At 68.9% G+C, this 22,850-nt stretch carries 23 protein-coding genes; 17 read left to right on the top strand and 6 right to left on the bottom strand.

Translation table 11 applies throughout. The features are described 5' to 3' along the window. Window positions 1-108: 108 nt before the first annotated feature. The 3 genes from U5798_RS22160 (at window position 109) to U5798_RS22150 (ending at window position 2,649) form a co-directional block, all read left to right on the top strand. Window positions 109-864 (top strand): AzlC family ABC transporter permease, encoded by a 756-nt coding sequence (locus tag U5798_RS22160; protein ID WP_124453787.1) that lies wholly within the window; start codon window positions 109-111, stop codon window positions 862-864. Further along, a complete protein-coding gene (locus U5798_RS22155) occupies window positions 861-1,184 on the top strand; it encodes an AzlD domain-containing protein (RefSeq protein ID WP_322083202.1) in 324 nt (107 codons plus the stop codon). The genes U5798_RS22160 and U5798_RS22155 overlap by 4 nt, the downstream gene beginning before the upstream one ends. A 268-nt stretch (window positions 1,185-1,452) precedes the next feature. Continuing rightward, window positions 1,453-2,649: a phosphoglycerate kinase gene (locus U5798_RS22150; RefSeq protein ID WP_124453791.1), complete on the top strand. Its 1,197-nt coding sequence runs from the start codon at window positions 1,453-1,455 to the stop codon at window positions 2,647-2,649. 157 nt (window positions 2,650-2,806) lie between these two features. On the opposite strand, the gene U5798_RS22145 is transcribed toward U5798_RS22150, so the two are convergent. Continuing rightward, window positions 2,807-2,935: a hypothetical protein gene (locus U5798_RS22145; RefSeq protein ID WP_021164118.1), complete on the bottom strand. Its 129-nt coding sequence runs from the start codon at window positions 2,933-2,935 to the stop codon at window positions 2,807-2,809. Here U5798_RS22145 and pyk point away from each other — a divergent pair. From pyk to U5798_RS22115, 6 genes are all read left to right on the top strand, one after another. After that, window positions 2,934-4,370 (top strand): pyruvate kinase, encoded by a 1,437-nt coding sequence (gene pyk / locus U5798_RS22140; RefSeq protein ID WP_322083201.1) that lies wholly within the window; start codon window positions 2,934-2,936, stop codon window positions 4,368-4,370. The genes U5798_RS22145 and pyk overlap by 2 nt on opposite strands. Window positions 4,371-4,691: 321 nt before the next feature. Continuing rightward, complete coding sequence (fba, locus tag U5798_RS22135; protein ID WP_050014549.1) at window positions 4,692-5,756, top strand: class II fructose-bisphosphate aldolase; 1,065 nt, start codon at window positions 4,692-4,694, stop codon at window positions 5,754-5,756. Window positions 5,757-5,979: 223 nt separating this feature from the next. Further along, window positions 5,980-6,870 carry a phosphoribosylaminoimidazolesuccinocarboxamide synthase gene (locus U5798_RS22130; RefSeq protein WP_039360621.1) on the top strand — a complete coding sequence of 297 codons (891 nt, stop codon included), beginning with the start codon at window positions 5,980-5,982 and terminating at the stop codon, window positions 6,868-6,870. A 15-nt stretch (window positions 6,871-6,885) separates the two neighbouring features. Then, window positions 6,886-7,407: a 5-(carboxyamino)imidazole ribonucleotide mutase gene (purE, locus tag U5798_RS22125; protein ID WP_069257477.1), complete on the top strand. Its 522-nt coding sequence runs from the start codon at window positions 6,886-6,888 to the stop codon at window positions 7,405-7,407. A gap of 90 nt (window positions 7,408-7,497) precedes the next feature. Continuing rightward, window positions 7,498-8,694, top strand: coding sequence for a 5-(carboxyamino)imidazole ribonucleotide synthase (locus tag U5798_RS22120; protein WP_322083200.1), 1,197 nt, complete (start codon window positions 7,498-7,500; stop codon window positions 8,692-8,694). An 11-nt stretch (window positions 8,695-8,705) separates the two neighbouring features. Further along, the gene (locus U5798_RS22115; protein ID WP_124453797.1) at window positions 8,706-9,734 is read left to right on the top strand and encodes an L-threonylcarbamoyladenylate synthase; all 1,029 of its coding nucleotides are present in this window, start codon (window positions 8,706-8,708) and stop codon (window positions 9,732-9,734) included. An 81-nt stretch (window positions 9,735-9,815) separates the two neighbouring features. On the opposite strand, the gene U5798_RS22110 is transcribed toward U5798_RS22115, so the two are convergent. From U5798_RS22110 to dacB, 3 genes are all read right to left on the bottom strand, one after another. Next, window positions 9,816-10,958, bottom strand: coding sequence for an SGNH/GDSL hydrolase family protein (locus U5798_RS22110; protein ID WP_124453799.1), 1,143 nt, complete (start codon window positions 10,956-10,958; stop codon window positions 9,816-9,818). Window positions 10,959-11,053: 95 nt separating this feature from the next. Next, the gene (locus tag U5798_RS22105; RefSeq protein WP_322083199.1) at window positions 11,054-11,968 is read right to left on the bottom strand and encodes a sterol desaturase family protein; all 915 of its coding nucleotides are present in this window, start codon (window positions 11,966-11,968) and stop codon (window positions 11,054-11,056) included. A gap of 329 nt (window positions 11,969-12,297) precedes the next feature. Continuing rightward, window positions 12,298-13,830 (bottom strand): D-alanyl-D-alanine carboxypeptidase/D-alanyl-D-alanine-endopeptidase, encoded by a 1,533-nt coding sequence (gene dacB / locus U5798_RS22100; RefSeq protein ID WP_322083198.1) that lies wholly within the window; start codon window positions 13,828-13,830, stop codon window positions 12,298-12,300. Window positions 13,831-14,016: 186 nt separating this feature from the next. Here dacB and U5798_RS22095 point away from each other — a divergent pair, with 186 nt between their 5' ends. The 6 genes from U5798_RS22095 (at window position 14,017) to U5798_RS22070 (ending at window position 19,382) form a co-directional block, all read left to right on the top strand. Next, complete coding sequence (locus U5798_RS22095; RefSeq protein WP_124453804.1) at window positions 14,017-14,679, top strand: response regulator; 663 nt, start codon at window positions 14,017-14,019, stop codon at window positions 14,677-14,679. Between the two features lie 3 nt (window positions 14,680-14,682). Then, window positions 14,683-16,029, top strand: a complete 1,347-nt coding sequence (locus U5798_RS22090; RefSeq protein WP_124453805.1) for an ATP-binding protein — start codon at window positions 14,683-14,685, stop codon at window positions 16,027-16,029. A 99-nt stretch (window positions 16,030-16,128) separates the two neighbouring features. Beyond that, window positions 16,129-17,610, top strand: a complete 1,482-nt coding sequence (locus U5798_RS22085) for a DegQ family serine endoprotease (protein WP_124453807.1) — start codon at window positions 16,129-16,131, stop codon at window positions 17,608-17,610. Between the two features lie 103 nt (window positions 17,611-17,713). Further along, window positions 17,714-18,151 (top strand): carboxypeptidase-like regulatory domain-containing protein, encoded by a 438-nt coding sequence (locus tag U5798_RS22080; protein ID WP_124453809.1) that lies wholly within the window; start codon window positions 17,714-17,716, stop codon window positions 18,149-18,151. A 135-nt stretch (window positions 18,152-18,286) separates the two neighbouring features. Next, window positions 18,287-18,646 (top strand): DUF427 domain-containing protein, encoded by a 360-nt coding sequence (locus U5798_RS22075; protein WP_124453811.1) that lies wholly within the window; start codon window positions 18,287-18,289, stop codon window positions 18,644-18,646. Window positions 18,647-18,674: 28 nt separating this feature from the next. Continuing rightward, window positions 18,675-19,382, top strand: coding sequence for a CoxG family protein (locus U5798_RS22070; RefSeq protein WP_124453813.1), 708 nt, complete (start codon window positions 18,675-18,677; stop codon window positions 19,380-19,382). 10 nt (window positions 19,383-19,392) lie between these two features. On the opposite strand, the gene U5798_RS22065 is transcribed toward U5798_RS22070, so the two are convergent. Next, complete coding sequence (locus U5798_RS22065; RefSeq protein ID WP_322083197.1) at window positions 19,393-20,397, bottom strand: helix-turn-helix domain-containing protein; 1,005 nt, start codon at window positions 20,395-20,397, stop codon at window positions 19,393-19,395. Between the two features lie 151 nt (window positions 20,398-20,548). Between U5798_RS22065 and U5798_RS22060 the strand changes: the two genes are divergently transcribed. Beyond that, window positions 20,549-21,220: a cysteine hydrolase family protein gene (locus U5798_RS22060; protein ID WP_322083196.1), complete on the top strand. Its 672-nt coding sequence runs from the start codon at window positions 20,549-20,551 to the stop codon at window positions 21,218-21,220. 40 nt (window positions 21,221-21,260) lie between these two features. Here U5798_RS22060 and U5798_RS22055 read toward each other — a convergent pair whose 3' ends face one another. Beyond that, window positions 21,261-21,902: a TetR family transcriptional regulator gene (locus U5798_RS22055; RefSeq protein ID WP_322083195.1), complete on the bottom strand. Its 642-nt coding sequence runs from the start codon at window positions 21,900-21,902 to the stop codon at window positions 21,261-21,263. A 399-nt stretch (window positions 21,903-22,301) separates the two neighbouring features. On the opposite strand from U5798_RS22055, the gene U5798_RS22050 reads away from it, so the two are divergent. Next, on the top strand, window positions 22,302-22,850 hold a 549-nt coding region (locus U5798_RS22050; RefSeq protein ID WP_322083194.1), incomplete at its 3' end, for an efflux RND transporter periplasmic adaptor subunit.

The following is a 22,850-nucleotide window of genomic DNA, read 5'->3' as shown; positions in this document are numbered from 1 at the left end:
GCACAGGGGCGGCGCTATAATCGCCCGGTACCGATTCCAATAACGACGGGACGTACCGGCAGGAGGCGCCGGCGCCCCGACGAACCGCCCGCTGCGGCCCGCTTTCCCATGCTCGCTCGATTGTCCGCCACCGACCGCTTCGCGCTGATCCAGGGCGCGCGCGACTATTCCCCGACATTGATGGCGATCCTGTCCTGGGGCCTCGTCACCGGCATCGCGATGAGCAAGTCGGTCATGACGCTCGGGCAGGCGAGCGCGATGTCGATCTTCGTCTACGCGGGCTCGTCGCAGCTCGCGGTGCTGCCGCTCCTCGCGGCGAAGCTGCCGATCTGGACCGTGCTGCTTACGGCCGCGATGGTCAACATGCGCTTCGTGATCTTCAGCGCCGGGCTGGCGCCCCATTTTTCCTACCTGCCGCTGTGGCGGCGCCTCGCGATCGGCTATTTCAACGGCGACGTGATCTACCTGCTGTTCCAGAAACAGGGCTTTGCCTACGGCCACGTGCCGGGCAAGGAAGCGTATTTCTGGGGGATGGCGCTCGCGAGCTGGGCATCGTGGCAGGTGTCGTCGCTCGCCGGCATCCTGCTCGCGAGCTTCTTCCCCGCGAGCTGGGGGCTGGAACTGGCCGGCACGCTCGCGCTGATCCCGATCATGGTGTCGGCGGTCGCGAACCGCTCGACGCTCGCGGCCGTTGCCGTCGCGGGCATCGTGTCGCTGATCGCGTTCGACCTGCCGTACCGGCTTGCGCTGCCGCTCGCGGTGCTCGCCGCGCTCGCGGCCGGCTGCACGGCCGACTTCTTCGTCGAACGGGCCGACTGGCGGCGCATCCGTACCGAAACCGTGCACGAAAAGGAAATTGAATGAGCGCGACGGAGATCTGGATCGTCATCATCGGGATGACGGTCGTCACGGCCGTCACGCGCGCGCTGTTCCTGATCGGCGGCGAGCGCACCGTGCTGCCCGAACGCGCGCAGCGCGCGCTGCGCTACGCGCCGGCGGCCGCGCTGGTCGCCGTCGTGCTGCCCGACGTGCTCGAAACGCCGGCCGGGCTGTCGTTCGCGTTGTCCAACCATCCGTTCTACGCGGCGCTCGCCGGCCTCGGCTGGTTCTTGTGGCGGCGCAGCATGCTCGGCACGATCGTCGTCGGGATGCTCGTGTTCACCGCCCTGCGCCTGGTCTTCTGATGAGCCGCCGCTCCGGCCTGCCGCCCGCGCCCATGCATTGCTGCGCTGCGGCAACGTGTCCGCTGCCGCGTGCGATCCCAAATAGGCGGAATTCGCCGCCCGCGGGTCAGTCTGCCGGGTGGATCGGCTAGAATGCCCGTTCGAGATTTTTTACCCGTGCGCGTCATGCGAACCGCCAGCCACGGCCGCATCCGGCGCCCTTTCGCGGCAGCCCGCGCACGTCCAGCGTGAACCCCCTTTCCCCATCCACTACTTCAATTTGTCCAACATGAGCCAAGTCAAGCGTCTTACCGACCTGATCGCCGCCGGCCAGCTCGCCGGCAAGCGGGTGTTCATCCGCGCCGACCTGAACGTCCCGCAGGACGACCAGGGCAACATCACCGAAGACACGCGCGTGCGTGCGTCCGTGCCGGCCATCCAGGCCGCGCTCGACGCCGGCGCGGCCGTGATGGTCACGTCGCACCTCGGCCGTCCGACCGAAGGCGAATTCAAGCCGGAAGACTCGCTCGCACCGGTCGCGAAACGCCTCGCCGAATTGCTCGGCCGTGACGTGCCGCTGGTGTCGAACTGGGTCGAGAACGGCGTGAACGTCGCGCCGGGCCAGGTCGTGCTGCTCGAGAACTGCCGCGTCAACAAGGGCGAGAAGAAGAATTCGGACGAGCTCGCCCAGAAGATGGCGAAGCTCTGCGACGTGTACGTGAACGACGCGTTCGGCACCGCGCACCGCGCGGAAGCGACCACCCACGGGATCGCGAAGTACGCGCCGGTCGCATGCGCGGGCCCGCTGCTGGCCGCCGAACTCGACGCGCTCGGCAAGGCGCTCGGCAACCCGGCGCGCCCGCTGGTGGCGATCGTCGCGGGCTCGAAGGTGTCGACCAAGCTGACCATCCTGAAGTCGCTGGCCGGCAAGGTCGACCAGCTGATCGTCGGCGGCGGCATCGCCAACACGTTCATGCTCGCGGCCGGCCTGTCGATCGGCAAGTCGCTCGCGGAAGCCGACCTCGTCAACGAGGCGAAGGCGATCATCGACGAAGCGCGCGAGCGCGGCGCGTCGGTGCCGATCCCGACCGACGTCGTCACCGCGAAGGAATTCTCGCCGACGGCCGTGGCCACGGTGAAGCAGGTCGCCGACATCGAAGCGGACGACATGATCCTCGACATCGGCCCGGATACCGCCAAGGCGCTCGCGAGCCAGCTCGAGAAGGCCGGCACGATCGTGTGGAACGGCCCGGTCGGCGTGTTCGAGTTCGACCAGTTCGGCAACGGCACCAGGACGCTCGCCGACGCGATCGCCAAATCGTCCGCGTTCTCGATCGCGGGCGGCGGCGACACGCTCGCGGCCATCGCGAAGTACGGCATCCACGACCAGGTCAGCTACATCTCGACGGGCGGCGGCGCCTTCCTCGAGTTCCTCGAAGGGAAGAAGCTGCCGGCGGTGGAAGTGCTCGAAACGCGGGCGGCCTGAGCGTGGCGGCGCGCGCAGGGGTGACGAAGGCCGCGCGCTCCGCGAAAGCGGAGCAGCCGGCCGGCGCGGGCAAGCGCAAACGCGCGCCCGCGCGGGCGAACACCGCCCCGCGCGCACCGGCGGCTGCCGGCGACGCGGCCGCACTGCACCACGAGATTCAGAACAAAGCGATGCCGGGCGCAAGCACCGGCACGCCCCCCGGAACGGCCGCCGCTGGGCCCGCCGCTTCCGGCTCTCGCAGCGTTTCACCCAGCGCATCCACCTTGATCCAGATGAGGAGTTTCATGCAGCGCGCCACCAAGATAGTCGCCACGATCGGCCCGGCTTCCAGTTCGCCGGAGATTCTGCTGCAGATGATGCAGGCGGGCCTCGACGTCGTGCGGCTCAATTTTTCGCACGGTACGGCCGACGATCACCGCCAGCGCGCCGAGATGGTGCGCGAGGCCGCCCGCAAGGTTGGCCGCGAGATCGCGATCATGGCCGACCTCCAGGGCCCGAAGATCCGCGTCGGCAAGTTCGAGAACGGCAAGACCACGCTCGTGCCGGGGCAGCCGTTCATCCTCGACGCCGCCTGCGAACTCGGCAACGACGAGCGCGTCGGCCTCGACTACAAGGAACTGCCGCGCGACCTGCGGCCGGGCGACCTGCTGCTGCTGAACGACGGCCTGATCGTGCTGACCGTCGAGCGCGTGCTCGGCGACGAGATCCACACGATCGTCAAGGTGGGCGGCGAGCTGTCGAACAACAAGGGGATCAACCGCCAGGGCGGCGGCCTGTCGGCGCCGGCTCTGACCGCGAAGGACATGGAAGACATCCGCACCGCGATGTCGCTCGGCGCGGACCTGGTGGCGGTGTCGTTCCCGAAGAACGCGACCGACATGGAAATGGCGCGCCAGCTCGCGAACATCGCGGGCGCGCCGTACGGCATCAAGCCGAAGATGATCGCGAAGATCGAGCGCGCGGAAGCGATCCCGGCGCTGCAGAGCATCCTCGACGCATCCGACGGCATCATGGTCGCGCGCGGCGACCTCGCGGTGGAAGTGGGCAACGCGGCCGTGCCGGCGCTGCAGAAGCGGATGATCCGGATGGCGCGCGAGTCGAACAAGCTCGTGATCACCGCGACGCAGATGATGGAATCGATGATCCACGCCCCCGTGCCGACCCGCGCGGAAGTGTCGGACGTCGCCAACGCGGTGCTCGACGGCACCGACGCTGTGATGCTGTCGGCCGAGACGGCCGCCGGCAAGTACCCGGTCGTCACGATCGAGTCGATGGCGGCCGTCTGCGTCGAAGCGGAAAAGTCCGAAGAGGTCGAACTCGACAAGGATTTCCTCGACCGCACGTTCACGCGAATCGACCAGTCGATCGCGATGGGCGCGCTGTTCACCGCGTACCACCTCGGCGCGAAGGCCATCATCGCGCTGACCGAATCGGGCGCGACCGCGCTGTGGATGTCGCGTCACTACACGCACGTGCCGATCTTCGCGCTGACGCCGCGCGTCGGCAGCGAACGCACGATGGCGCTGTACCGCAACGTGACGCCGCTGCACGTCGACTTCAATAGCGACCGCGATTCGGCGCTGCAGGCAGCGCTCGAGATCGTCGTCAAGCAAGGCTACGTGCAGCACGGCGACATGGTCGTGCTGACGGTCGGCGAGCCGATGGGGCAGGCGGGCGGCACCAACACGCTGAAGATCGTGCGGGTGGGCGAGCACTACTGAGTCGAGCGCCGGCCGGGCATCGGGCCGGCCTCGTGGCCGTCCGTCCGGATCGGCTGAAAATCGATCTGGCACCGTTTTTTTACCCGAAAGCCGCGTGGGGTCCGAAGCCCCGCGCGGCTTTTTTTCTCTTTTTTGCCCGCATTGTGCCGTGCGAACGTAACAAATTGCGAGCGGGCGCCACGGGGCGGTCGGAATCGGAGGCGCTTCGCGATAAAATGCGGCTATTCGACGCTCAGCCGCGCCGCGCCGCCCCGGTCCAATCGGGGCCGGCTGCCGCGCCGGCGTCAGGGCGCACCGGTTTTCATTCCAAGGAGTTCCACAATGCCTCTCGTATCAATGCGTCAATTGCTGGACCACGCGGCAGAGCACGGTTACGGCCTGCCGGCCTTCAACGTGAACAATCTGGAGCAAGTCCAGGCGATCATGGCGGCGGCGGACCAGGTCGGCGCGCCCGTGATCATGCAGGCATCGGCCGGCGCGCGTAAGTATGCGGGCGAGCCGTTCCTGCGCCACCTGATCGAAGCAGCCGTCGAGTCGTACCCGCACATCCCGGTCGTGATGCACCAGGATCACGGCCAGTCGCCGGCAGTCTGTACGGCCGCGATCCGCAGCGGCTTCACGAGCGTGATGATGGACGGTTCGCTCGAAGCCGACGGCAAGACGGTCGCGTCGTACGAGTACAACGTCGACGTGTCGCGCAAGGTCGTCGAGATGGCGCACTCGATCGGCGTGACGGTCGAAGCCGAACTCGGCGTGCTCGGCTCGCTCGAGACGATGAAGGGCGACAAGGAAGACGGCCACGGCGCGGAAGGCACGATGACCCGCGAGCAGCTGCTGACCGATCCGGAGCAGGCCGCCGACTTCGTGAAGCTCACGCAGTGCGACGCGCTCGCGATCGCGATCGGCACGTCGCACGGTGCGTACAAGTTCTCGAAGAAGCCGACGGGCGACATCCTGTCGATCCAGCGCATCAAGGAAATCCACGCGCGCATCCCGAACACGCACCTCGTGATGCACGGTTCGTCGTCGGTGCCGCAGGAGCTGCTGGCCGAGATCCGCGAATTCGGCGGCGACATGAAGGAAACCTACGGCGTGCCGGTCGAGGAAATCCAGGAAGGCATCAAGCACGGCGTGCGCAAGATCAACATCGACACCGACCTGCGTCTCGCGATCACCGGCGCGATCCGCCGCTACCTGTTCGAGAACCCGGGCAAGTTCGATCCGCGCGACTACCTGAAGCCCGCGCGCGAAGCGGCGAAACAGGTTTGCGTCGACCGTTACCTCGCGTTCGGCTGCGAAGGCCAGGCCGGCAAGATCAAGCCGGTGTCGCTCGACAAGATCGCCGAGCAGTACAAGTCCGGCGCGCTCGCGCAGGTCGTGCGCTGAGACTGTAGTACGATTGCCCCCGCCGCAAGGCCGGGGCTGGCCGCCCGGTTGCCGGATCTGATCCGGCCCCGGCAGCCGTTTCGTCCGGCCGAACGAGGGCCGGCCGGCAACCGCCGGGCGTTGTCGCCCGCCGGTTCGCCGACGTATTGCAAGACCGCCGTTCCCGCCTGCCGCGGGGAACGGCGTTTCCCTTTTTGTTTGGCTCCTTATCTGCGAAAAGACGATGTCTACCCTTTACGAATCCACGCTCCGCTCGCTGCCGCTCCTCGGTCGCGGCAAGGTCCGCGATAACTACGCGGTCGGCAACGACAAGCTCCTGATCGTCACGACCGACCGTCTGTCGGCATTCGACGTGGTGATGGGCGAGCCGATTCCGAACAAGGGCCGCGTGCTGAACCAGATGGCGAACTTCTGGTTCGACAAGCTCGCGCACATCGTGCCGAACCACCTGACGGGCGATGCGCCGGAAGCGGTCGTCGCGGCCGACGAGGTCGAGCAGGTGAAGGGCCGCGGCGTGGTCGTCAAGCGCCTCGAGCCGATCATGATCGAAGCGGTCGTGCGCGGCTACCTGGCCGGCAGCGGCTGGAAGGAATACCAGGCGTCGGGCGCCGTGTGCGGCGTGCAACTGCCGGAAGGCCTGCAGAACGCGCAGAAGCTGCCCGAGCCGATCTTCACGCCGGCCGCGAAGGCCGAGATGGGCGAGCACGACGAGAACATCACGTTCGAGGAAACCGAGCGCCGCATCGGCACCGAGCTGGCCGCGACGATCCGCGACATCTCGATCAAGCTGTACAAGGAAGCGGCCGACTACGCGGCGACGCGCGGCATCATCATCGCCGACACGAAGTTCGAATTCGGCCTCGACAACCACGGCAAGCTGTACCTGATGGACGAAGTGCTGACGGCCGATTCGTCGCGCTTCTGGCCGGCCGACCAGTACGAAGTCGGCACGAACCCGCCGTCGTTCGACAAGCAGTTCGTGCGCGACTGGCTCGAGGCGCAGCCGTGGGGCAAGACGGCGCCGGCGCCGGCGCTGCCGGCCGACGTCGTCGAGAAGACGGCCGCGAAGTACCAGGAAGCGCTCGAGCGCATCACCGGCCAGTCGCTTGCCTGATCGAGGAAAGGAACAATGAGCGAAGTCCAGACTGCCCACACGCACAGTGCGCCGCTCGTCGGCGTGCTGATGGGTTCGAGTTCCGACTGGGACGTGATGAAGCACGCGGTCGCGATCCTGCAGGAATTCGGCGTACCGTACGAAGCGAAGGTCGTGTCCGCGCACCGGATGCCCGACGAGATGTTCGACTATGCGGAGAAGGCGCGCGAGCGCGGGCTGCGGGCGATCATCGCGGGCGCCGGCGGCGCCGCGCACCTGCCCGGCATGCTGGCCGCGAAGACCACGGTGCCCGTGCTCGGCGTGCCGGTCGCGAGCAAGTACCTGAAGGGCGTCGATTCGCTCCATTCGATCGTGCAGATGCCGAAGGGCGTGCCCGTCGCGACGTTCGCGATCGGCGAGGCCGGCGCCGCGAATGCCGCGCTGTTCGCCGTGTCGATCCTGTCCGGCCATTCGGTCGACTATGCGAACCGGCTCGCCGCGTTCCGCGTGCGGCAGAACGAAGCTGCGCACGCGATGGTGCTGCCGCCGCTGGAATGACGGCATGGCGCGCGGCCGCGCGACGCGGCCGGCGCCGGATTTTCCCACTGCGGCGGGCATTTCCGCGTTCCGCCGCGACCGACCACTGACATGACCGCAACTCCTGATTCCGTTTCCCCGATCCTGCCCGGCGCGTGGCTGGGCATGGTCGGCGGTGGCCAGCTCGGCCGCATGTTCTGCTTTGCCGCCCAGTCGATGGGTTATCGCGTCGCCGTGCTCGACCCCGATCCGACGAGCCCCGCCGGCGCGGTCGCCGACCGCCATCTGCGCGCGGCGTACGACGACGAAGCCGCGCTCGCCGAACTGGCCGATCTGTGCGACGCAGTGTCGACGGAGTTCGAGAACGTGCCGGCCGCGAGCCTCGATTTCCTCGCGCGCACGACGTTCGTCGCGCCTGCCGGCCGCTGCGTCGCGGTCGCGCAGGACCGGATCGCGGAGAAGCGCTTCATCGAGGCGTCGGGCGTGCCCGTCGCGCCGCACGTCGTGATCGAATCGTCGGCGGCGCTCGCCGCGCTCGACGATGCCGCGCTAGGCGCGGTGCTGCCGGGCATCCTGAAGACGGCGCGCCTCGGCTACGACGGCAAGGGCCAGGTGCGGGTGAGCACCGCGCAGGAAGCGCGCGACGCCCATGCGGCGCTCGGCGGCGTGCCGTGCGTGCTCGAGAAGCGCCTGCCGCTGAAATACGAAGTGTCGGCACTGATCGCGCGCGGCGCGGACGGCCGCTCGGCCGCCTTCCCGCTCGCGCAGAACGTGCACCACAACGGCATCCTCGCGCTGACGGTCGTGCCGGCGCCGGCCGCCGATGCCGCGCGCGTCGCAGAGGCGCAGCAGGCTGCCGTGCGGATCGCCGATACGCTCGGCTACGTCGGCGTGCTGTGCGTCGAATTCTTCGTGCTGGAAGACGGCTCGTTCGTCGCGAACGAAATGGCGCCGCGCCCGCACAACTCCGGCCACTACACGGTCGATGCGTGCGCAACGAGCCAGTTCGAGCAGCAGGTGCGCGCGATGACGCGCATGCCGCTCGGCAACCCGCGCCAGCATTCGCCGGCCGCGATGCTGAACATCCTCGGCGACGTGTGGTTCCCCGACGGGGCAGCGGCCGATGCCGTCACGCCGCCGTGGGACACGGTCGCTGCGATGCCGGCTGCGCACCTGCACCTGTACGGCAAGGAAGACGCACGGGCCGGCCGCAAGATGGGCCACGTGAACTTCACGGCCGAGACGCGCGACGAAGCCGTTGCTGCCGCCACCGCATGCGCGCAGCTGCTGCGCGTGCCGCTCGACTGAGGCGCCGGCCGATGCCCATCGATCTCCCGAAGTCCGTGACGCTTGCCCAGATCGACGCGGCCGCCGCGCTGCTCGACGCGGGGCAGCTCGTCGCGTTCCCGACCGAGACCGTCTACGGGCTCGGCGGCGACGCGGCGAACCCCGAAGCCGTCGCGCGCATCTACGCGGCGAAAGGGCGGCCCGCGAACCATCCGGTGATCGTGCATCTGCCGCCGGGCGGCGATCCCGGCTACTGGGCCGACGACCTGCCGCCCGACGCGCACGCGTTGATCGACGCATTCTGGCCGGGCCCGCTGACGCTGATCCTGAAGCGCCATGCGCGCATTCCGGACGCCGTGAGCGGCGGGCAGGATTCGGTCGGGCTGCGCTGCCCGTCGCATCCGGTCGCGCAGGCGCTGCTGGCCGCATTCAGCGCGCGGCGCGGCGGCCACGGCGGGGTGGCGGCGCCGTCCGCGAACCGGTTCGGCCACGTGAGCCCGACGACCGCGCAGCACGTGCGCGACGAATTCGGCGACACCGTGCACGTGCTCGACGGCGGTGCATCGGAAGTCGGCATCGAATCGACGATTCTCGACCTGTCGCGCGGCTTCCCGGCGCTGCTGCGCCCGGGCCACGTGACGCCGCAACAGATCGCCGACGTGCTCGGCCGCGCGCCGCAGCTGCCGGACGGCAGCGATGCAACGGCACCGCGCGCATCGGGCACGCTGAAAGCGCATTACGCGCCGCGCACGCCGCTCGCGTTGCTGCCGTTCGATGCGCTCGAACCGCTGCTCGCGGCTGCGCAAACCGATGGCGAACGCGTTGCGCTCGTCGCCCGTGCATCGCGCGCGGGACGCTGGGCGCAGGCCGACGGCGTGCATTTCGTCGCGGCGCCGGAAGATCCGCAAGCCTATGCACGCGACCTGTACGGGATGCTGCGCGCGCTCGATCGTGCGCAAGTCGCGCGTATCCTCGTCGAGAAACTGCCCGAGACCGTCGAATGGATCGCGGTCAACGATCGCCTCGGCCGCGCGGCGGCCGCGTTCGAAGCGCGCGACTGACGCTCGTTTCGCTTCACGCATGAAAAAACGCCCGACCGGCGAACCGGTCGGGCGTTTTCGTTTGGGCGCGTGGCCGGCCGCTTACTTGCCGACGCCGGACTTCGCGATCTGCTGTTCGACGAACTGGGCGAACAGCGCGTGCAGGTGCGTCGTCGGGTGGACCGTGTCGGCGAACATGTAGGTCTGGTCCGCGTTCGCGACCGTGTAGGTCTGCGGCGAGCAGAACAGCGACGAGCCGAATGCGGTCGCGTTCGCGACGCCGTACTGCGTGGCGGCCTGGACCATTGCCTTCAGGTTGCAGGCGGTGTCGGTGTTCGACACGCTGAAACCGTTCGCCTGGTAGTTGGCCGCGATGCCGTCCTGCCACGTAAACACATCGACCACCGCATACTTCGTCGGGTCGACCTTCAGCGCGGCGAGCGTGCCGACGAGCGTCTTGTTGAACAGGCCCGACAGTTGCGTGAACGCAGCCTGCGTGCCGCCCTGCAGCGCGAGCGGCGTGCCGCCGATGTCCGGCACGTTCGCGACGAACACGTGCGTCGCGCCGGCCGCGACGATCTGCTGGACGATGCCGCCGAGCTGCTGTGCGGCCAGGCCGATCGCCTGTGCGGCCGCGAGCTGCGCGGCCGGCGTGTTGCCTTGTGCCTGCGCGACCTGCGCCTGGTAGAAGATGTCGTTCGCGCCGCCGTTGACCAGCACGATCTGGCCGGCGTTGAAGCTGCCGTGCTGCGATATGTACTGCTTGACCTGGTCGGCGATCGGCGTCGTCGTGGCCTGCGCGTAGTCGGCGTTCGGCACGCTGGCGTCCGCGTGGCCGATGCCCGGCTGCAGCGTCACGCGCGAGCCGCCTTGTGCGTAGCCGAGGCCGCCGGTGGCCTGCAGCGGGATGCCGAAGCCGCCCTGGTTCGCGGGCTGCAGCGTGTCGCCGTAGTACTGCGCGACGTTCTGCGTCCACACCTGGCCCGGGTTCGTCGTGAAGCGGCCGCCGCCGAAGCCGAGCTTGATCTGCGAGTAGGTGCCCGCGTCCGACAGGCTGTCGCCGAACGACACGATCTGCATCTTCACGCCCGACGGCGGCGTGTTCGATGCGCTGCTGCTGCTGTTGTTGTCGTCACCGCCGCCGCACGCGGCGAGCAGCGCGAGCGCGGCGCCGGCGATCGCGGCCTGCGCGGTGCGCAGCATGCGCTGACGGGTGCGGGAAGGTGCGTGTTGTTGTGTCTGCATCGTTCGATCTCCTCGTAGATATGGCCTGATGTGTTTCTCATCTGCCGCGTGCCTGCTCGGTTCCGGGCTGCGCGGCGGCCGTTGGCTGAAACGGTTTATTGGTTACGCGCAGCCGCCAGCGGCACGGTGCGCGGATCCTGGTTCGCGGCCTCGGCAATCTGCGCATGATAAGCGCTCGCCCATTCGGGCGGGCCGAAAATCGCGCGCAGCTTGTTGCGCCATCCGTCGACGCGCAACGCGTCGGACGCCATCGACACCCACTCGTGGAACGTCGCGACGAGCGGGTTGTTCGAGCCGAGTCGCTCGACGATCCCGTACTGCGGCGGGTCGTCGGGCGTTTCGTCGACGTAGCTGCCGAACAGGCGGTCCCAGATCACCAGGACGCCTGCGTAATTGCGGTCGATGTAGCGCGCGTTGCGTGCATGGTGCGCGCGGTGGATCGACGGCGTGTTCAGCACGTATTCGAGCCAGCCGAGCTTGCCGATCGCCTGCGTGTGCACGAAGAACTGGAACGCGAGGTTGATCAGCACGATGCCGACGACCTGTTGCGGCGGAAAGCCGGCGAACGCGAGCGGCAGCCAGAACACCCACATGCCCGCGACGGGGTACATCAGGCTCTGGCGGAACGCGGTCGAGAAATTCATCCGCTCGGACGAGTGGTGCACGACGTGCGCGGCCCACAGCCAACGCACGCGATGGCTCGCGCGATGGAATACGTAGTAGAGGAAGTCCTGTGCGACGAACAGCACTGCGAACGACAGCCAGCTGTCGTGCCACGTGAACAGGCGATAGTGCTGGTAGCAGTACGCGTAGACGGGGATCACGAACAGCCATGCGATCTTGTCGGCGCCCTGGTGCATCAGCGCGAGCGCCGCGTTGCACAGCGTGTCGCGCCACGCATAGAGATGGTCCTGCGCACGGGTGCGGGCGAGGTGCCAGGCCTCCCACGCGATGCAGAGCAGGAAGACGGGCGCCAGCGCGAGCAGAAGCAATTCGACGTCGAATCGCATGGGCGTGTCTCCTTCTTTCCCCTGCAAGCCATGAGGCCGGGCGTATGGCCCGTTGTAGATATCGGTCAGGCCAACAGCCTACGCAATCGCCACGCGCTAGGCGAGGGGGCAGCGTAGAGGGTTCCCTCTGAGGACAGGGTTTCTACGGAAGCCGCGCGGCGCGGGGCCCGGCGGTGCGGCCCTGTTTTACGGGCGCGGTTGGCGCACGGCGCGGCGCGCGCCGGCGGCGGGGGTGTTTCAAACCGGGGAGGGCGAAATTCCGTGTTCGGGGCGGCGGAAAACGGCTCGGGCCGCCCGTGAGGGCGGCCCGATGCGCGGGGTGCGGCGCGTCAGTGCGCGCCCGCGTAGATCCACTCGAGCAGCGTGTCGTGCGCGGCGCGCGCGCCTTCCGCGTGATCGTTGTTGATGAAGCTGACGACGATGTAGCTCTGGCCGTCGGCGCCGCCGACATAGCCCGCGATCGCGCGCACGTCGCGCAGCGTGCCGGTCTTGATGTGCGCGTTGCCGAGCACGCCGGCGTTGGTGAGGCGGTTCTTCATCGTGCCGTCGATGCCGGCGATCGGCAGCGAATCGACGAAGGTCTGCGCGACGGGGCTTGCGTTCGCGGCCTGCAGCAGCGCGGCGAGCGACAGCGCGCTCACATGTTCTTCGCGCGACAGGCCCGAGCCGTTCTCGAGCACGAGGTCGGGCATCGCGATGCCGTTCTTCTGCAGGAACGCCTGGATCACGCGACTCGACTGTTCGGGCGTCGCGGGCGGCTTGCCGCTCACCGCGCCGATCGTCAGGAACAGGTTGCGCGCCATCACGTTGTTGCTGAACTTGTTGATGTCGTAGACGATGCTGCCGAGCACCGGGCTGTGATGCACGGCGAGGGGCCGTGCGGTGGTCGGCACCTTGCCTTCGCTCACGGGCCCCGCGATCGTGCCGCCGTCCTGCTGCCACAGCGCGAGGAAGCCGCGCGCGAAGAACGTCGTGTGATCGAGGATCGCGAGGTTGGTCGTGTGCGCGCCGCAGCGCAGCGGATAGTCGCCGGCGAACGAGGCCGTCATGATCCCGCCGCCGGCCGACAGCGTCGGGCGCGCGGCCGCGGCGGCCGCGCTGCACGAGCCCGAGCCTTCGACGAGCTGGTTGTCGATCGACAGGTTCGCGAGCGGCGGCAGCACGTCGACGGCCACCTTGCCGTCGTCGCCCGGCGTGACCGTGAACGACACGGCCTTGAACGCATACAGCAGCGGATCGGGGCCGACGTTGTACGGCGCGCTGGCGTCGTCGTCGAACGACGGCAGGTCGCGGGTCGACGTTGCGAAATAGGTCTTGTCGAGCACGAGGCCGCCGGCCACGCGCTTGACGCCGGCCTTGCGGAGCTTGTCGACGAGGTCGATCAGTTCTTCGGGCACGAGCTTCGGATCGCCGGTGCCCTTGATGTACAGGTTGCCCTGCAGCGTGCCGTCGGGGTCAATGGTGCCGTCCGTGTACGCGGTCGTGCGCCAGCGGTAGTCGGGGCCGAGGATCGACAGGCCCGAGAAGGTCGTCACGAGCTTCATCGTCGAGGCCGGCAGCATCGGCCGGCTCGCATTCCACGCGATCAGCGGTTCGGGATCGCCGACGCGCTCGACGACGACGCTCATCGCCGAGGCCGGCACCTTCGCGCGCTGCAGCGCGACGAGCACGGACGCCGGCAGGCCGGCCGCACGCGCGGCGGGCGATACGACGGCGGTCTTGCGCGCTCCCTTGGCGGAATGCTTGCGGGCCTGCGCGGACGGTGCGAACGCGAGGGCCGTGCAGGTGGCGACGACGGCGGCTGCGCGCAGGCACAGGCGGGCGCGGGGGGCGAACCGGACGGAAAGATCGGAAATCGGCATGGGCGAATACGGGAGAAGCAGGGGCTCGGGCAGGGCGCGCGGCGGCGCCGAAGCGCACATTGTAGAGACAAGTCCGCGCAGGCCCCTTGCAACCCGCCTTACTGTTGCATTGCAGGGTGCCGCGCACGCGATTCGCGGCGCTACAATGGTCGGCGTGTTTGACTCGCCCCATGGATGCCAGTCCCGATGCGGATACTGCTTGTCGAAGATGATCGAATGATTGCCGAAGGCGTGCGCAAGGCGCTGCGCTCGGACGGCTTTGCGGTCGACTGGGTGCAGGACGGCGACGCGGCGCTCACGGCGCTCGGCGGCGAGACGTACGACCTGCTGCTGCTCGATCTCGGCCTGCCGAAGCGCGACGGCGTCGACGTGCTGCGCACGCTGCGCGCGCGCGGGCTGTCGCTGCCCGTGCTGATCGTCACCGCGCGCGACGCCATTGCCGACCGCGTGAAGGGGCTCGACGCGGGCGCCGACGACTACCTCGTCAAGCCGTTCGACCTCGATGAACTCGGCGCGCGGATGCGCGCGCTGATCCGCCGCCAGGCCGGGCGCAGCGAGTCGCTGATCCGCCACGGTGCGCTGACGCTCGACCCCGCTTCACACCAGGTGACGCTCGACGGCGTGCCCGTCGCGCTGTCCGCGCGCGAGTTCGCGCTGCTCGAGGCGCTGCTCGCGCGGCCGGGCGCGGTGCTGTCGAAGAGCCAGCTCGAGGAGAAGATGTACGGCTGGGGCGAGGAGATCGGCAGCAACACGGTCGAGGTCTACATCCACGCGCTGCGCAAGAAGCTCGGCTCGGACCTGATCCGCAACGTGCGCGGGCTCGGCTACATGGTCGTCAAGGAAAGCTGACGCGTGAGGTCGATTCGTCATCAATTGCTGATCTGGCTGCTCGCGATCGTCGTCGCGGGCGTGGGCATCGCGGGCTGGCTCATCTACCGGCAGGCGCTCGCGGAAGCGAACGAACTGTTCGACTACCAGCTGCAGGAAATCGCCGCGGCGCTGCCGTCGGAGCCGTTCTCGCAGGTGTTCGGCTCGCGCACCAACGGCGACGAAGGCATCGTGATCCAGATCTGGAACCGCAACGGCGTGCTGATGTACTTCTCGCATCCGCGTGCGCCGATCGCGCCGCGCGCGGAACTCGGCTTCTCGACCGAACGCACCGATCGCGGCGAATGGCGCGTGTACGGCGCGATCGTCGGCGACAACGTCGTGCAGCTCGCGCAGCCGCTGTCGGTGCGCAACCGGCTCGCGGCGAACGTCGCGCTGCGCACGCTGTGGCCGTTGATCGTGCTGCTGCCGTTTCTCGGCGCGGCTGTCTGGGTGATCGTCGGGCGCGGGCTCGCGCCGCTCGGCCGCGTGACGCGCGCGGTCGAGGCGCGCCGGCCGGAGGCGCTCGATGCGCTGCCCGACGCGCGCCTGCCGCTCGAGGTGCAGCCGCTCGTACGCGCGTTGAACGGGCTGCTCGCGCGGCTGTCGGCCGCGCTCGATACGCAGAAGGCCTTCGTCGCCGACGCCGCGCACGAGCTGCGCACGCCGCTCGCGGCCGTGCAGATCCAGGCGCAGCTCGTCGCCCGCGCGAAGGACGACGCGTCGCGCCGCGAGGCGGTCGCGGATCTCCAGGCCGGCGTGTCGCGCGCGACGCGCCTCACCGAGCAGCTGCTCGCGCTCGCGCGCGCCGAACCGGACGGCGCGACGATGCGCGAACCGGTCGACCTGCAGGCGCTGCTCGCCGAATGCGTGGCCGCGCATGCGCCGCTCGCGCAGCGGCGCGACATCGATCTCGGCTTCGAGGAGACGCGTGCGGCGAGCGTCGTCGCGGACGTCGGCGCGCTGCGCGTGATGTTCGGCAACCTGCTCGACAACGCGGTGAAGTACACGCCGGACGGCGGGCGCATCGACGTGTCGCTGACCCGCGACGCGGCCGGCCGCGCCTGCGTCCAGATCGGCGACAGCGGGCCCGGCATCCCGGCCGACGAGCGCGACCGCGTGTTCGACCGCTTCTACCGCGACAGCTCCGCGCGGGCGCGCACCGACGTCGCGGGCAGCGGGCTCGGGCTCGCGATCGTCAAGCGTGTCGCGGCCCAGCAGGGCGCGACGGTGTCGCTCGGCGACGCGGCTGCGGGCGGCCTGCTCGTCAGCGTCGTGTTCCGCGACGCCGAGATGCCGGCCGAGGCGCCGCAGCCCTCCGAATCCGCGTGAGAAGCGCGCCGGCAGCCGCTTAAGCCCCGCTTAAGGCTGATTAAGCCTCCTTTAAGTCAGGGTCGTTACGCTGCGTCCTAACAAAGAGGAGGTCCTACGATGAACACCCGATTCCTTGCGCGCGGCACCGTCGCGGTCGCCGTGGCGGCCGCCCTGTCAGCCGGTTATTTCGCCGGCACCCGCCGCGCCGATCCGCAGATCATCACGCCCGCGCAGGCCGCAATGATGCCGGCCGAAGCCGCCGCGAAGACCGGCATCCCCGATTTCTCCGGGCTCGTCGAGACTTACGGCCCGGCCGTCGTGAACATCAGCGCGAAGCACGTGGTGAAGCAGGTGTCGCGGCGCGTCCAGCAGCCGCAGTTGCCGATCGACCCGAGCGACCCGTTCTACCAGTTCTTCAAGCACTTCTACGGCCAGGTGCCGGGCATGGGCGGCGACGCGCAGCCCGACGACCAGCCGAGCGCAAGCCTCGGTTCCGGGTTCGTCATCAGCTCCGACGGGTACATCCTCACCAACGCGCACGTGATCGACGGCGCAAACGTCGTCACGGTCAAGCTGACCGACAAGCGCGAATACAAGGCGAAGGTCGTCGGCGCGGACAAGCAGTCCGACGTCGCGGTGCTGAAGATCGACGCGAGCGGCCTGCCGACCGTGAAGATCGGCGATCCGGCGCAGAGCAAGGTCGGCCAGTGGGTCGTCGCGATCGGCTCGCCGTACGGCTTCGACAACACGGTCACGTCGGGCATCATCAGCGCGAAGTCGCGTGCGCTGCCGGACGAGAACTACACGCCGTTCATCCAGACCGACGTGCCGGTGAACCCCGGCAACTCGGGCGGCCCGCTGTTCAACCTGCAGGGCGAGGTGATCGGCATCAACTCGATGATCTACTCGCAGACGGGCGGCTTCCAGGGCCTGTCGTTCGCGATCCCGATCAACGAGGCGATCAAGGTCAAGGACGAGCTCGTGAAGACGGGCCACGTGAGCCGCGGCCGCCTCGGCGTCGCCGTGCAGGGGCTGAACCAGACGCTCGCGAGTTCGTTCGGGCTGCAGAAGCCGGACGGTGCGCTCGTCAGCTCGGTCGATCCGAACGGTCCGGCCGCGAAGGCCGGCCTGCAGCCGGGCGACGTGATCCTGTCGGTCAACGGTTCGCCGGTCTCCGATTCGACGTCGCTGCCCGCGCAGATCGCGAACCTGAAGCCCGGCTCGAAGGCCGACCTGCAGATCTGGCGCGACAAGTCGAAGAAGTCGCTCAGCGTGACGCTCGGCGCGATGGCCGATGCGAAGCTCGCGTCGAACGACGGCGGGCCGGTCGAGCAAGGCCGCCTGGGTGTCGCGGTGCGTCCGCTGTCGCCGCAGGAGCGCAGTGCCGCCAACCTGTCGCACGGGCTGATCGTGCAGCAGGCCGGCGGCCCGGCCGCCAATGCGGGCATCCAGCCCGGCGACGTGATCCTCGCGGTCAACGGCCGCCCGGTCACGAGCCCCGAGCAGTTGCGCGACGCGGTCAAGGGCGCGGGCAACAGTCTTGCTCTTCTGATCCAGCGCGATAATGCGCAGATCTTCGTGCCGGTCGACCTGAGCTGACCGGTACGGCCGACGGCCGGCCCGGCCGGCCGCGGCGGGCGCCGCCGCCGCTCGACCGCGTGACGCAGCGCCGCGTATGTGTTCCGACCCCAAGGAGAGAGCCATGCAATATCTACGCAACGTGTCCCGATTTGCCGTCGCCGCGGCGCTGGTCGCGGGCCTCGCAGCCGGTGCGACCGGCGCGTACGCGCAGTCGGACGGCTTGCCCGCCGCGCGCCAGCAGGGCGACGTCACCTTCGTGTCCGGCGGCGTCGGGCAGGACGAATCGACGGCGTTCCAGCGCAACGAGGCGAAGTGGCCGCTGGCGCTGCGCTTCACCGGCAAGGGCGGCGAGTTCCTGGCCGACGTCCAGGTGCGGATCGTCGACGGCAAGGGCGCCGAAGTGCTGAAGACCGATGCGCGCGGGCCGTACATGCTCGTGCAGGTGCCGCCGGGTCGCTATACGGTGCATGCGACGTACCAGGGCAGCGATGAGTCGCGCACCGTCACGGTCGGCGCGAAGGGCGGCGCGAAAGCCGCGTTCCAGTGGAGCGCGCAGTAGCCGCCGCGCGCGGCCCGGGCCTCCGGTCGCGCAATCGGACGAAGTTTCGCCCATAATGAACGCCACGGCACCCATGCCGTGGCTTTTTCGTTTCCTGCGCCCGGTTTGCCTGCCGGGCCGCCCGAAGGAGAAACGATGTCCGATGCAGCCGACCCTCGACTCGAAATCGTGCCGAACCGCCATCGCGTTCGCGTGATCCATCGCGGCATCACCTACGCGGATTCGCACGGCGCGTTGACCGTGCGCGAAACGGGACTGCCGGACATCCATTACTTGCCGCGCGGCGACGTCAACATGCGCCGGCTCGTGAAGTCGGGTTTCACGAGCACGTGCCCGTTCAGGGGGCAGGCCGTGCATTTCGACCTGCAGACGGAAGACGGCGTGATCGAGAACGCCGCATGGAGTTACGAGGAACCGCGGGAGGCGGCGGCCGTGCTTGCGCACTACGTCGCTTTCGATGTCGCACGGATCGACAGTCTCGTCGAGACGTCCTGATGCGGCGCGCGTTCATCGGGGAGGCGTCATGGAATTGAACGACACGTTACGCGTCGCGCTTGCGCCGCCTGTCGTGCGGGAGGCGTTCGAGGATCTGGCGCTGCTGCGGGCCAGCTTCGACCATTGCGAATCGTTCGTGAAGCTTGCGCGCGGCGAGTTCGCGCTGACGATCACGGTACCGCTCGGCCCGCTGCGCGCGCGCTACGACGTGCGCGTTCACGTTGCCGCCGAGCAGGGCGACGCGCAAGGGCGGCCGCGCCGCGTGCTCAACTTCAAGGCGCGCGCCGACGGCCTCGGCGCGTTGCGCGGCCAGGTCGAGCTCGTGCTGATGCCGGATGACGACGCGAACGCCACGCGCATCGAGTACGTGGTCTGGGCGACGGCGAGCGGGCCGCTCGCCGAGTTGCCGGGGCGGCAGATCGACAACGCGCTGCGCGAATGGACCGACGATTTCTTCCGCGAGTTCTGCGCGGTCGTGCAGGCGAAGCACGGTCTCGCGCCGAATCGTGCGCGCTCGGCCGCGCAGCGCCGCCAGCATGTGTTCCTGCGGCCCGCGTCGCTGATGGCCGCGACGAAGCGTGCGCTGCCGCCGCACCTGGGCGGCGCGCTGACGGGGCGCGCGGCCAGCGCGCTCCCGCACCGCGGCTCCGGCACGGTGCCGGTCTGGGCCTGGGCGGCGATGATCGTGATCGTCGCGCTGCTGCTTTACGCCGCGCGCTGGATCAACGGCGGCTGAGCGGCCGGCGTTACACCGGGCCGGCGCCGGCTCCGGCGCCGCGAAATTCCCTTCGATACGCAGACGGCGACGTGCCGAGCGCGCCCGCGAAATGCTGGCGCAGCGACACGCTCGACCCGTAGCCGGCCGCCTGTGCGATCGCGTCGATCGATTGTCCGGTGGTTTCCAGCAGGTGCTGCGCGCGTGCGAGCCGCTCGGCCTGCAGCCATGCGGTGACGGTCGTGCCAGTCGCCTGGCGGAAGTGGCGCGTGAACGTGCGCCGGCTCATCAGCACGCGTTCGGCGAGCGAATCGACGCTGTACGCGGCGTCGAGGTGCGCGCGCACCCAGTCGAGCAGGCCCGCGAGCCGCGCATCGCGCGGGTGCGCGGCGACCGGCTGCGGCACGTACTGGGCCTGGCCGCCCTGGCGGTGCGGCGGGATCACGAGGCGGCGCGCGATCTGGTTCGCGGCGTCCGAGCCGAAGCGCCGCCGCACGACGTGCAGGCAGCAGTCGAGGCCTGCTGCCGTGCCGGCCGACGTCATCAGGTTGCCGTCGTCGACATACAGCACGTCGGGATCGAGCTTCACACGCGGAAAGCGTTGGGCGAAATCGTCGGCCCACGCCCAGTGCGTGGTGGCCGGACGGCCGTCGAGCAGGCCGGCCGCGGCGAGCACGTACGCGCCGAGGCACAGCCCGACGAGCTGTGCGCCGCGCGCGGCGACCGCGCGGACCGCGTCGAGCAGTGCGTCGGGCGGCGCTTCGTCGGGGTCGCGCCACGCCGGCACGATCACGATGTCCGCATCGTCGAGCGCGTCGAGCCCGTACGGCGCGGTGATCGTGAAGCCGCCCGTCGTGGACAGCGGGCCGCGTTCGGCCGAGCAGACGCGAAACTCGAACACGGGCGACGCGGCCGCGTCGCGTTCCTTGCCGAACACGACGGACGGCACCGACAGGTGGAACGGGCTGATGCCGTCGTACGCGATCACGGCGACGACGGTCGGAACGGGCGGGGTAGGCAGCGCGGCAGCGGCCATGACGGGCTCCGGGATGGCGATGGCCCGATTTTATCGAAGAATGGCTATCGGGCCACTGTCCGCGTGAACGATGCGGCCCGACAATGCATCGCATCGCGCCGCTGGCCGTCCCGTTCCGGGGCGGGGCGGCGCCCTCAGCCAGGAGCCCGCCATGTCGAATTCGAACGCCGTCCCGTCTTCCGTTTCCCATCCTGCCGCCCGCCGTGCGCTGATCGTGATCGACGTCCAGAACGAATACGTGACGGGCAACCTGCCGATCGAGTATCCGCCGCTCGACGTGTCGCTCGCGAACATCGGCCGCGCGATCGACGCCGCGCACGCGGCCGGCGTGCCGGTGATCGTCGTGCAGCACGTCGCGCCGGCCGGTGCGCCGATCTTCGCGCCGGGCTCCGACGGCGTCGCGCTGCACGCGGTGGTCGCGAGCCGGCCGTATGCGCACCTGATCGAGAAGACGCTGGCGAGTTCGTTCGCCGGGACCGATCTCGCCGCGTGGCTCGATGCGCACGGGATCGACACGCTCGCGGTGGCCGGCTACATGACGCACAACTGCAATGCGGCGACGGTCTATCACGCGGCGCATGCGGGGCTGAAGGTCGAATACCTGGCCGATGCGACGGGCGCGCTGCCTTACGAGAACGAAGCGGGCGCGGCGAGCGCCGAGGAGATTCACCGCGCGTACACGGTGGTGTTCCAGTCGAATTTCGCGGCCGTGATGTCGACGGACGCGTGGATCGCGGGCCTGGCCGGCGCACCGATGCCGGCGCGCGATTCGGTGGCCGCGTCGAGCCGGCGGGCCCGTGCGCAACGCGCGAAGGCGGCCTGACGCGGCAGCCGGGGGCGGGGGGGCATACCCCGCCGCGCCGTCAGTCGCTGTCCTTCAGCATCGCCGGGCTGTAACGCAGCATGTCGAAGCAGCCGTCGACGAGCTTTTCCGCATGCTGCTCGGCGTCGATCTCGTCGGGCAGCATCAGCATGTCGCGCACGAAGCCGCTGACGAGCGTGTGCAGCATCAGCGTCGCGCGCCACGTATCGAGCCGCTCGGGCAGCAGCTTGAGTCCCACGGCCACCGCGAGATCGGCGTCAATCATGTGCAGCGCCTCGCTCATCCCCGCGCGGTTGCGTTGCAGCAGCGGCTCCATGTCCGCGACGTACTCGCACTTCATGAACAGGATGCTGAACACGCGCCGCAGCTGCGAGTCGCGCTGCACGCCGAGCAGGCACCAGATCAGGATCTGACGGATCTTCTCGAGCGGATTGCCGCCCGGTGCGTCGAGCGGCATCCGCTTCAGTTCGTCGATCGGTAGAAACACGCGGTCGAACATCGCGTCGAACAGTTCGCTCTTGTTCGCGAAGTGCCAGTAGATCGCGCCGCGCGTCACGCCGGCGTGCTGCGCGATGTCCGCGAGCGACGTGTGCGACACGCCCTTCTCGAAGAACACGTGCTCGGCGGCGTCGAGAATGCTGTTGCGCGTCTCGAGCGCCTCCTCCTTGGTACGTCTGACCATGTGCAGGCCTGAATGGATCGGTCGTAGGTGAATATAGGGTCTGCAACCCTCGCAGCCGTCGTACGGACGGGCTATGCTTGCCACTGGTAACAATTCGTAAGACTGGACAGTCGGCGGAGCACAACCGGGCTTTTTACATACATTCGTGAATGTATATACAATACCACCCTACGATCGAATGACCCAAGTGGCAATCAGTTAATATCCCACTCTGCTGATTCCCGCCCTAGTACCTGTCCGCAGTTCGCGGCATCCCCGTCGGCATGGAGGTCTCGTGCCGACGTGCTGTATCTGGCAGTCCAGTAATTCAGGTGTTCGATCTGCGCCGCGAGGCGCATCCGTGTTGCGCTCCGGTCGGGTGCGGCACTTATTCCATTGGTTATACACAGAGGTCGCTCCATGCGCGTCGAACGGGTTCCATACCGCTTAATCACTGTCGCGACGGCCGCCGTTTTCCTGGCCGCGTGCGGGAAAAAAGAATCGGCACCGCCGCCGCAAACGCCGGAAGTCGGCGTCGTCACCGTCCAGCCGCAAGCCGTACCGGTCTTCACCGACCTGCCGGGCCGCACCAGTGCATTCCTCGTCGCGCAGGTGCGCGCACGGGTCGACGGCATCGTGCTGCGCCGTGAATTCACCGAAGGCACCGACGTCAAGGCCGGCCAGCGTCTGTACAAGATCGACCCGGCACCGTACGTCGCCGCGCTGAACAGCGCGAAGGCGACGCTCGCGAAGGCGCAGGCGAACCTCGTCACGCAGAACGCGCTGGTCGCGCGCTACAAGGTGCTGGTCGCCGCGAACGCGGTCAGCAAGCAGGACTACGACAACGCAGTGGCCACGCAAGGCCAGGCGGCGGCGGACGTCGCGGCCGGCAAGGCAGCGGTCGACACCGCGCAGATCAACCTCGGCTATACGGATGTCGTCTCGCCGATCACGGGCCGCGTCGGCATT

Source organism: Burkholderia sp. BCC1972, assembly GCF_905339605.1.
Lineage (GTDB): Bacteria > Pseudomonadota > Gammaproteobacteria > Burkholderiales > Burkholderiaceae > Burkholderia.
This window is presented reverse-complemented; position numbering and strand designations above follow the sequence as displayed.

Excerpts from the sequence above, each read along its gene's own strand:
- U5798_RS22160 (WP_124453787.1), top strand. The coding sequence starts at position 109 with ATGCTCGCTCGATTGTCCGCCACCGACCGCTTCGCGCTGATCCAGGGC.
- U5798_RS22155 (WP_322083202.1), top strand. The coding sequence starts at position 861 with ATGAGCGCGACGGAGATCTGGATCGTCATCATCGGGATGACGGTCGTC.
- U5798_RS22150 (WP_124453791.1), top strand. The coding sequence starts at position 1,453 with ATGAGCCAAGTCAAGCGTCTTACCGACCTGATCGCCGCCGGCCAGCTC.
- pyk (WP_322083201.1), top strand. The coding sequence starts at position 2,934 with ATGCAGCGCGCCACCAAGATAGTCGCCACGATCGGCCCGGCTTCCAGT.
- U5798_RS22145 (WP_021164118.1), bottom strand. The coding sequence starts at position 2,935 with ATGAAACTCCTCATCTGGATCAAGGTGGATGCGCTGGGTGAAACGCTG.
- fba (WP_050014549.1), top strand. The coding sequence starts at position 4,692 with ATGCCTCTCGTATCAATGCGTCAATTGCTGGACCACGCGGCAGAGCAC.
- U5798_RS22130 (WP_039360621.1), top strand. The coding sequence starts at position 5,980 with ATGTCTACCCTTTACGAATCCACGCTCCGCTCGCTGCCGCTCCTCGGT.
- purE (WP_069257477.1), top strand. The coding sequence starts at position 6,886 with ATGAGCGAAGTCCAGACTGCCCACACGCACAGTGCGCCGCTCGTCGGC.
- U5798_RS22120 (WP_322083200.1), top strand. The coding sequence starts at position 7,498 with ATGACCGCAACTCCTGATTCCGTTTCCCCGATCCTGCCCGGCGCGTGG.
- U5798_RS22115 (WP_124453797.1), top strand. The coding sequence starts at position 8,706 with ATGCCCATCGATCTCCCGAAGTCCGTGACGCTTGCCCAGATCGACGCG.
- U5798_RS22110 (WP_124453799.1), bottom strand. The coding sequence starts at position 10,958 with ATGCAGACACAACAACACGCACCTTCCCGCACCCGTCAGCGCATGCTG.
- U5798_RS22105 (WP_322083199.1), bottom strand. The coding sequence starts at position 11,968 with ATGCGATTCGACGTCGAATTGCTTCTGCTCGCGCTGGCGCCCGTCTTC.
- dacB (WP_322083198.1), bottom strand. The coding sequence starts at position 13,830 with ATGCCGATTTCCGATCTTTCCGTCCGGTTCGCCCCCCGCGCCCGCCTG.
- U5798_RS22095 (WP_124453804.1), top strand. The coding sequence starts at position 14,017 with ATGCGGATACTGCTTGTCGAAGATGATCGAATGATTGCCGAAGGCGTG.
- U5798_RS22085 (WP_124453807.1), top strand. The coding sequence starts at position 16,129 with ATGAACACCCGATTCCTTGCGCGCGGCACCGTCGCGGTCGCCGTGGCG.
- U5798_RS22080 (WP_124453809.1), top strand. The coding sequence starts at position 17,714 with ATGCAATATCTACGCAACGTGTCCCGATTTGCCGTCGCCGCGGCGCTG.
- U5798_RS22075 (WP_124453811.1), top strand. The coding sequence starts at position 18,287 with ATGTCCGATGCAGCCGACCCTCGACTCGAAATCGTGCCGAACCGCCAT.
- U5798_RS22070 (WP_124453813.1), top strand. The coding sequence starts at position 18,675 with ATGGAATTGAACGACACGTTACGCGTCGCGCTTGCGCCGCCTGTCGTG.
- U5798_RS22065 (WP_322083197.1), bottom strand. The coding sequence starts at position 20,397 with ATGGCCGCTGCCGCGCTGCCTACCCCGCCCGTTCCGACCGTCGTCGCC.
- U5798_RS22060 (WP_322083196.1), top strand. The coding sequence starts at position 20,549 with ATGTCGAATTCGAACGCCGTCCCGTCTTCCGTTTCCCATCCTGCCGCC.
- U5798_RS22055 (WP_322083195.1), bottom strand. The coding sequence starts at position 21,902 with ATGGTCAGACGTACCAAGGAGGAGGCGCTCGAGACGCGCAACAGCATT.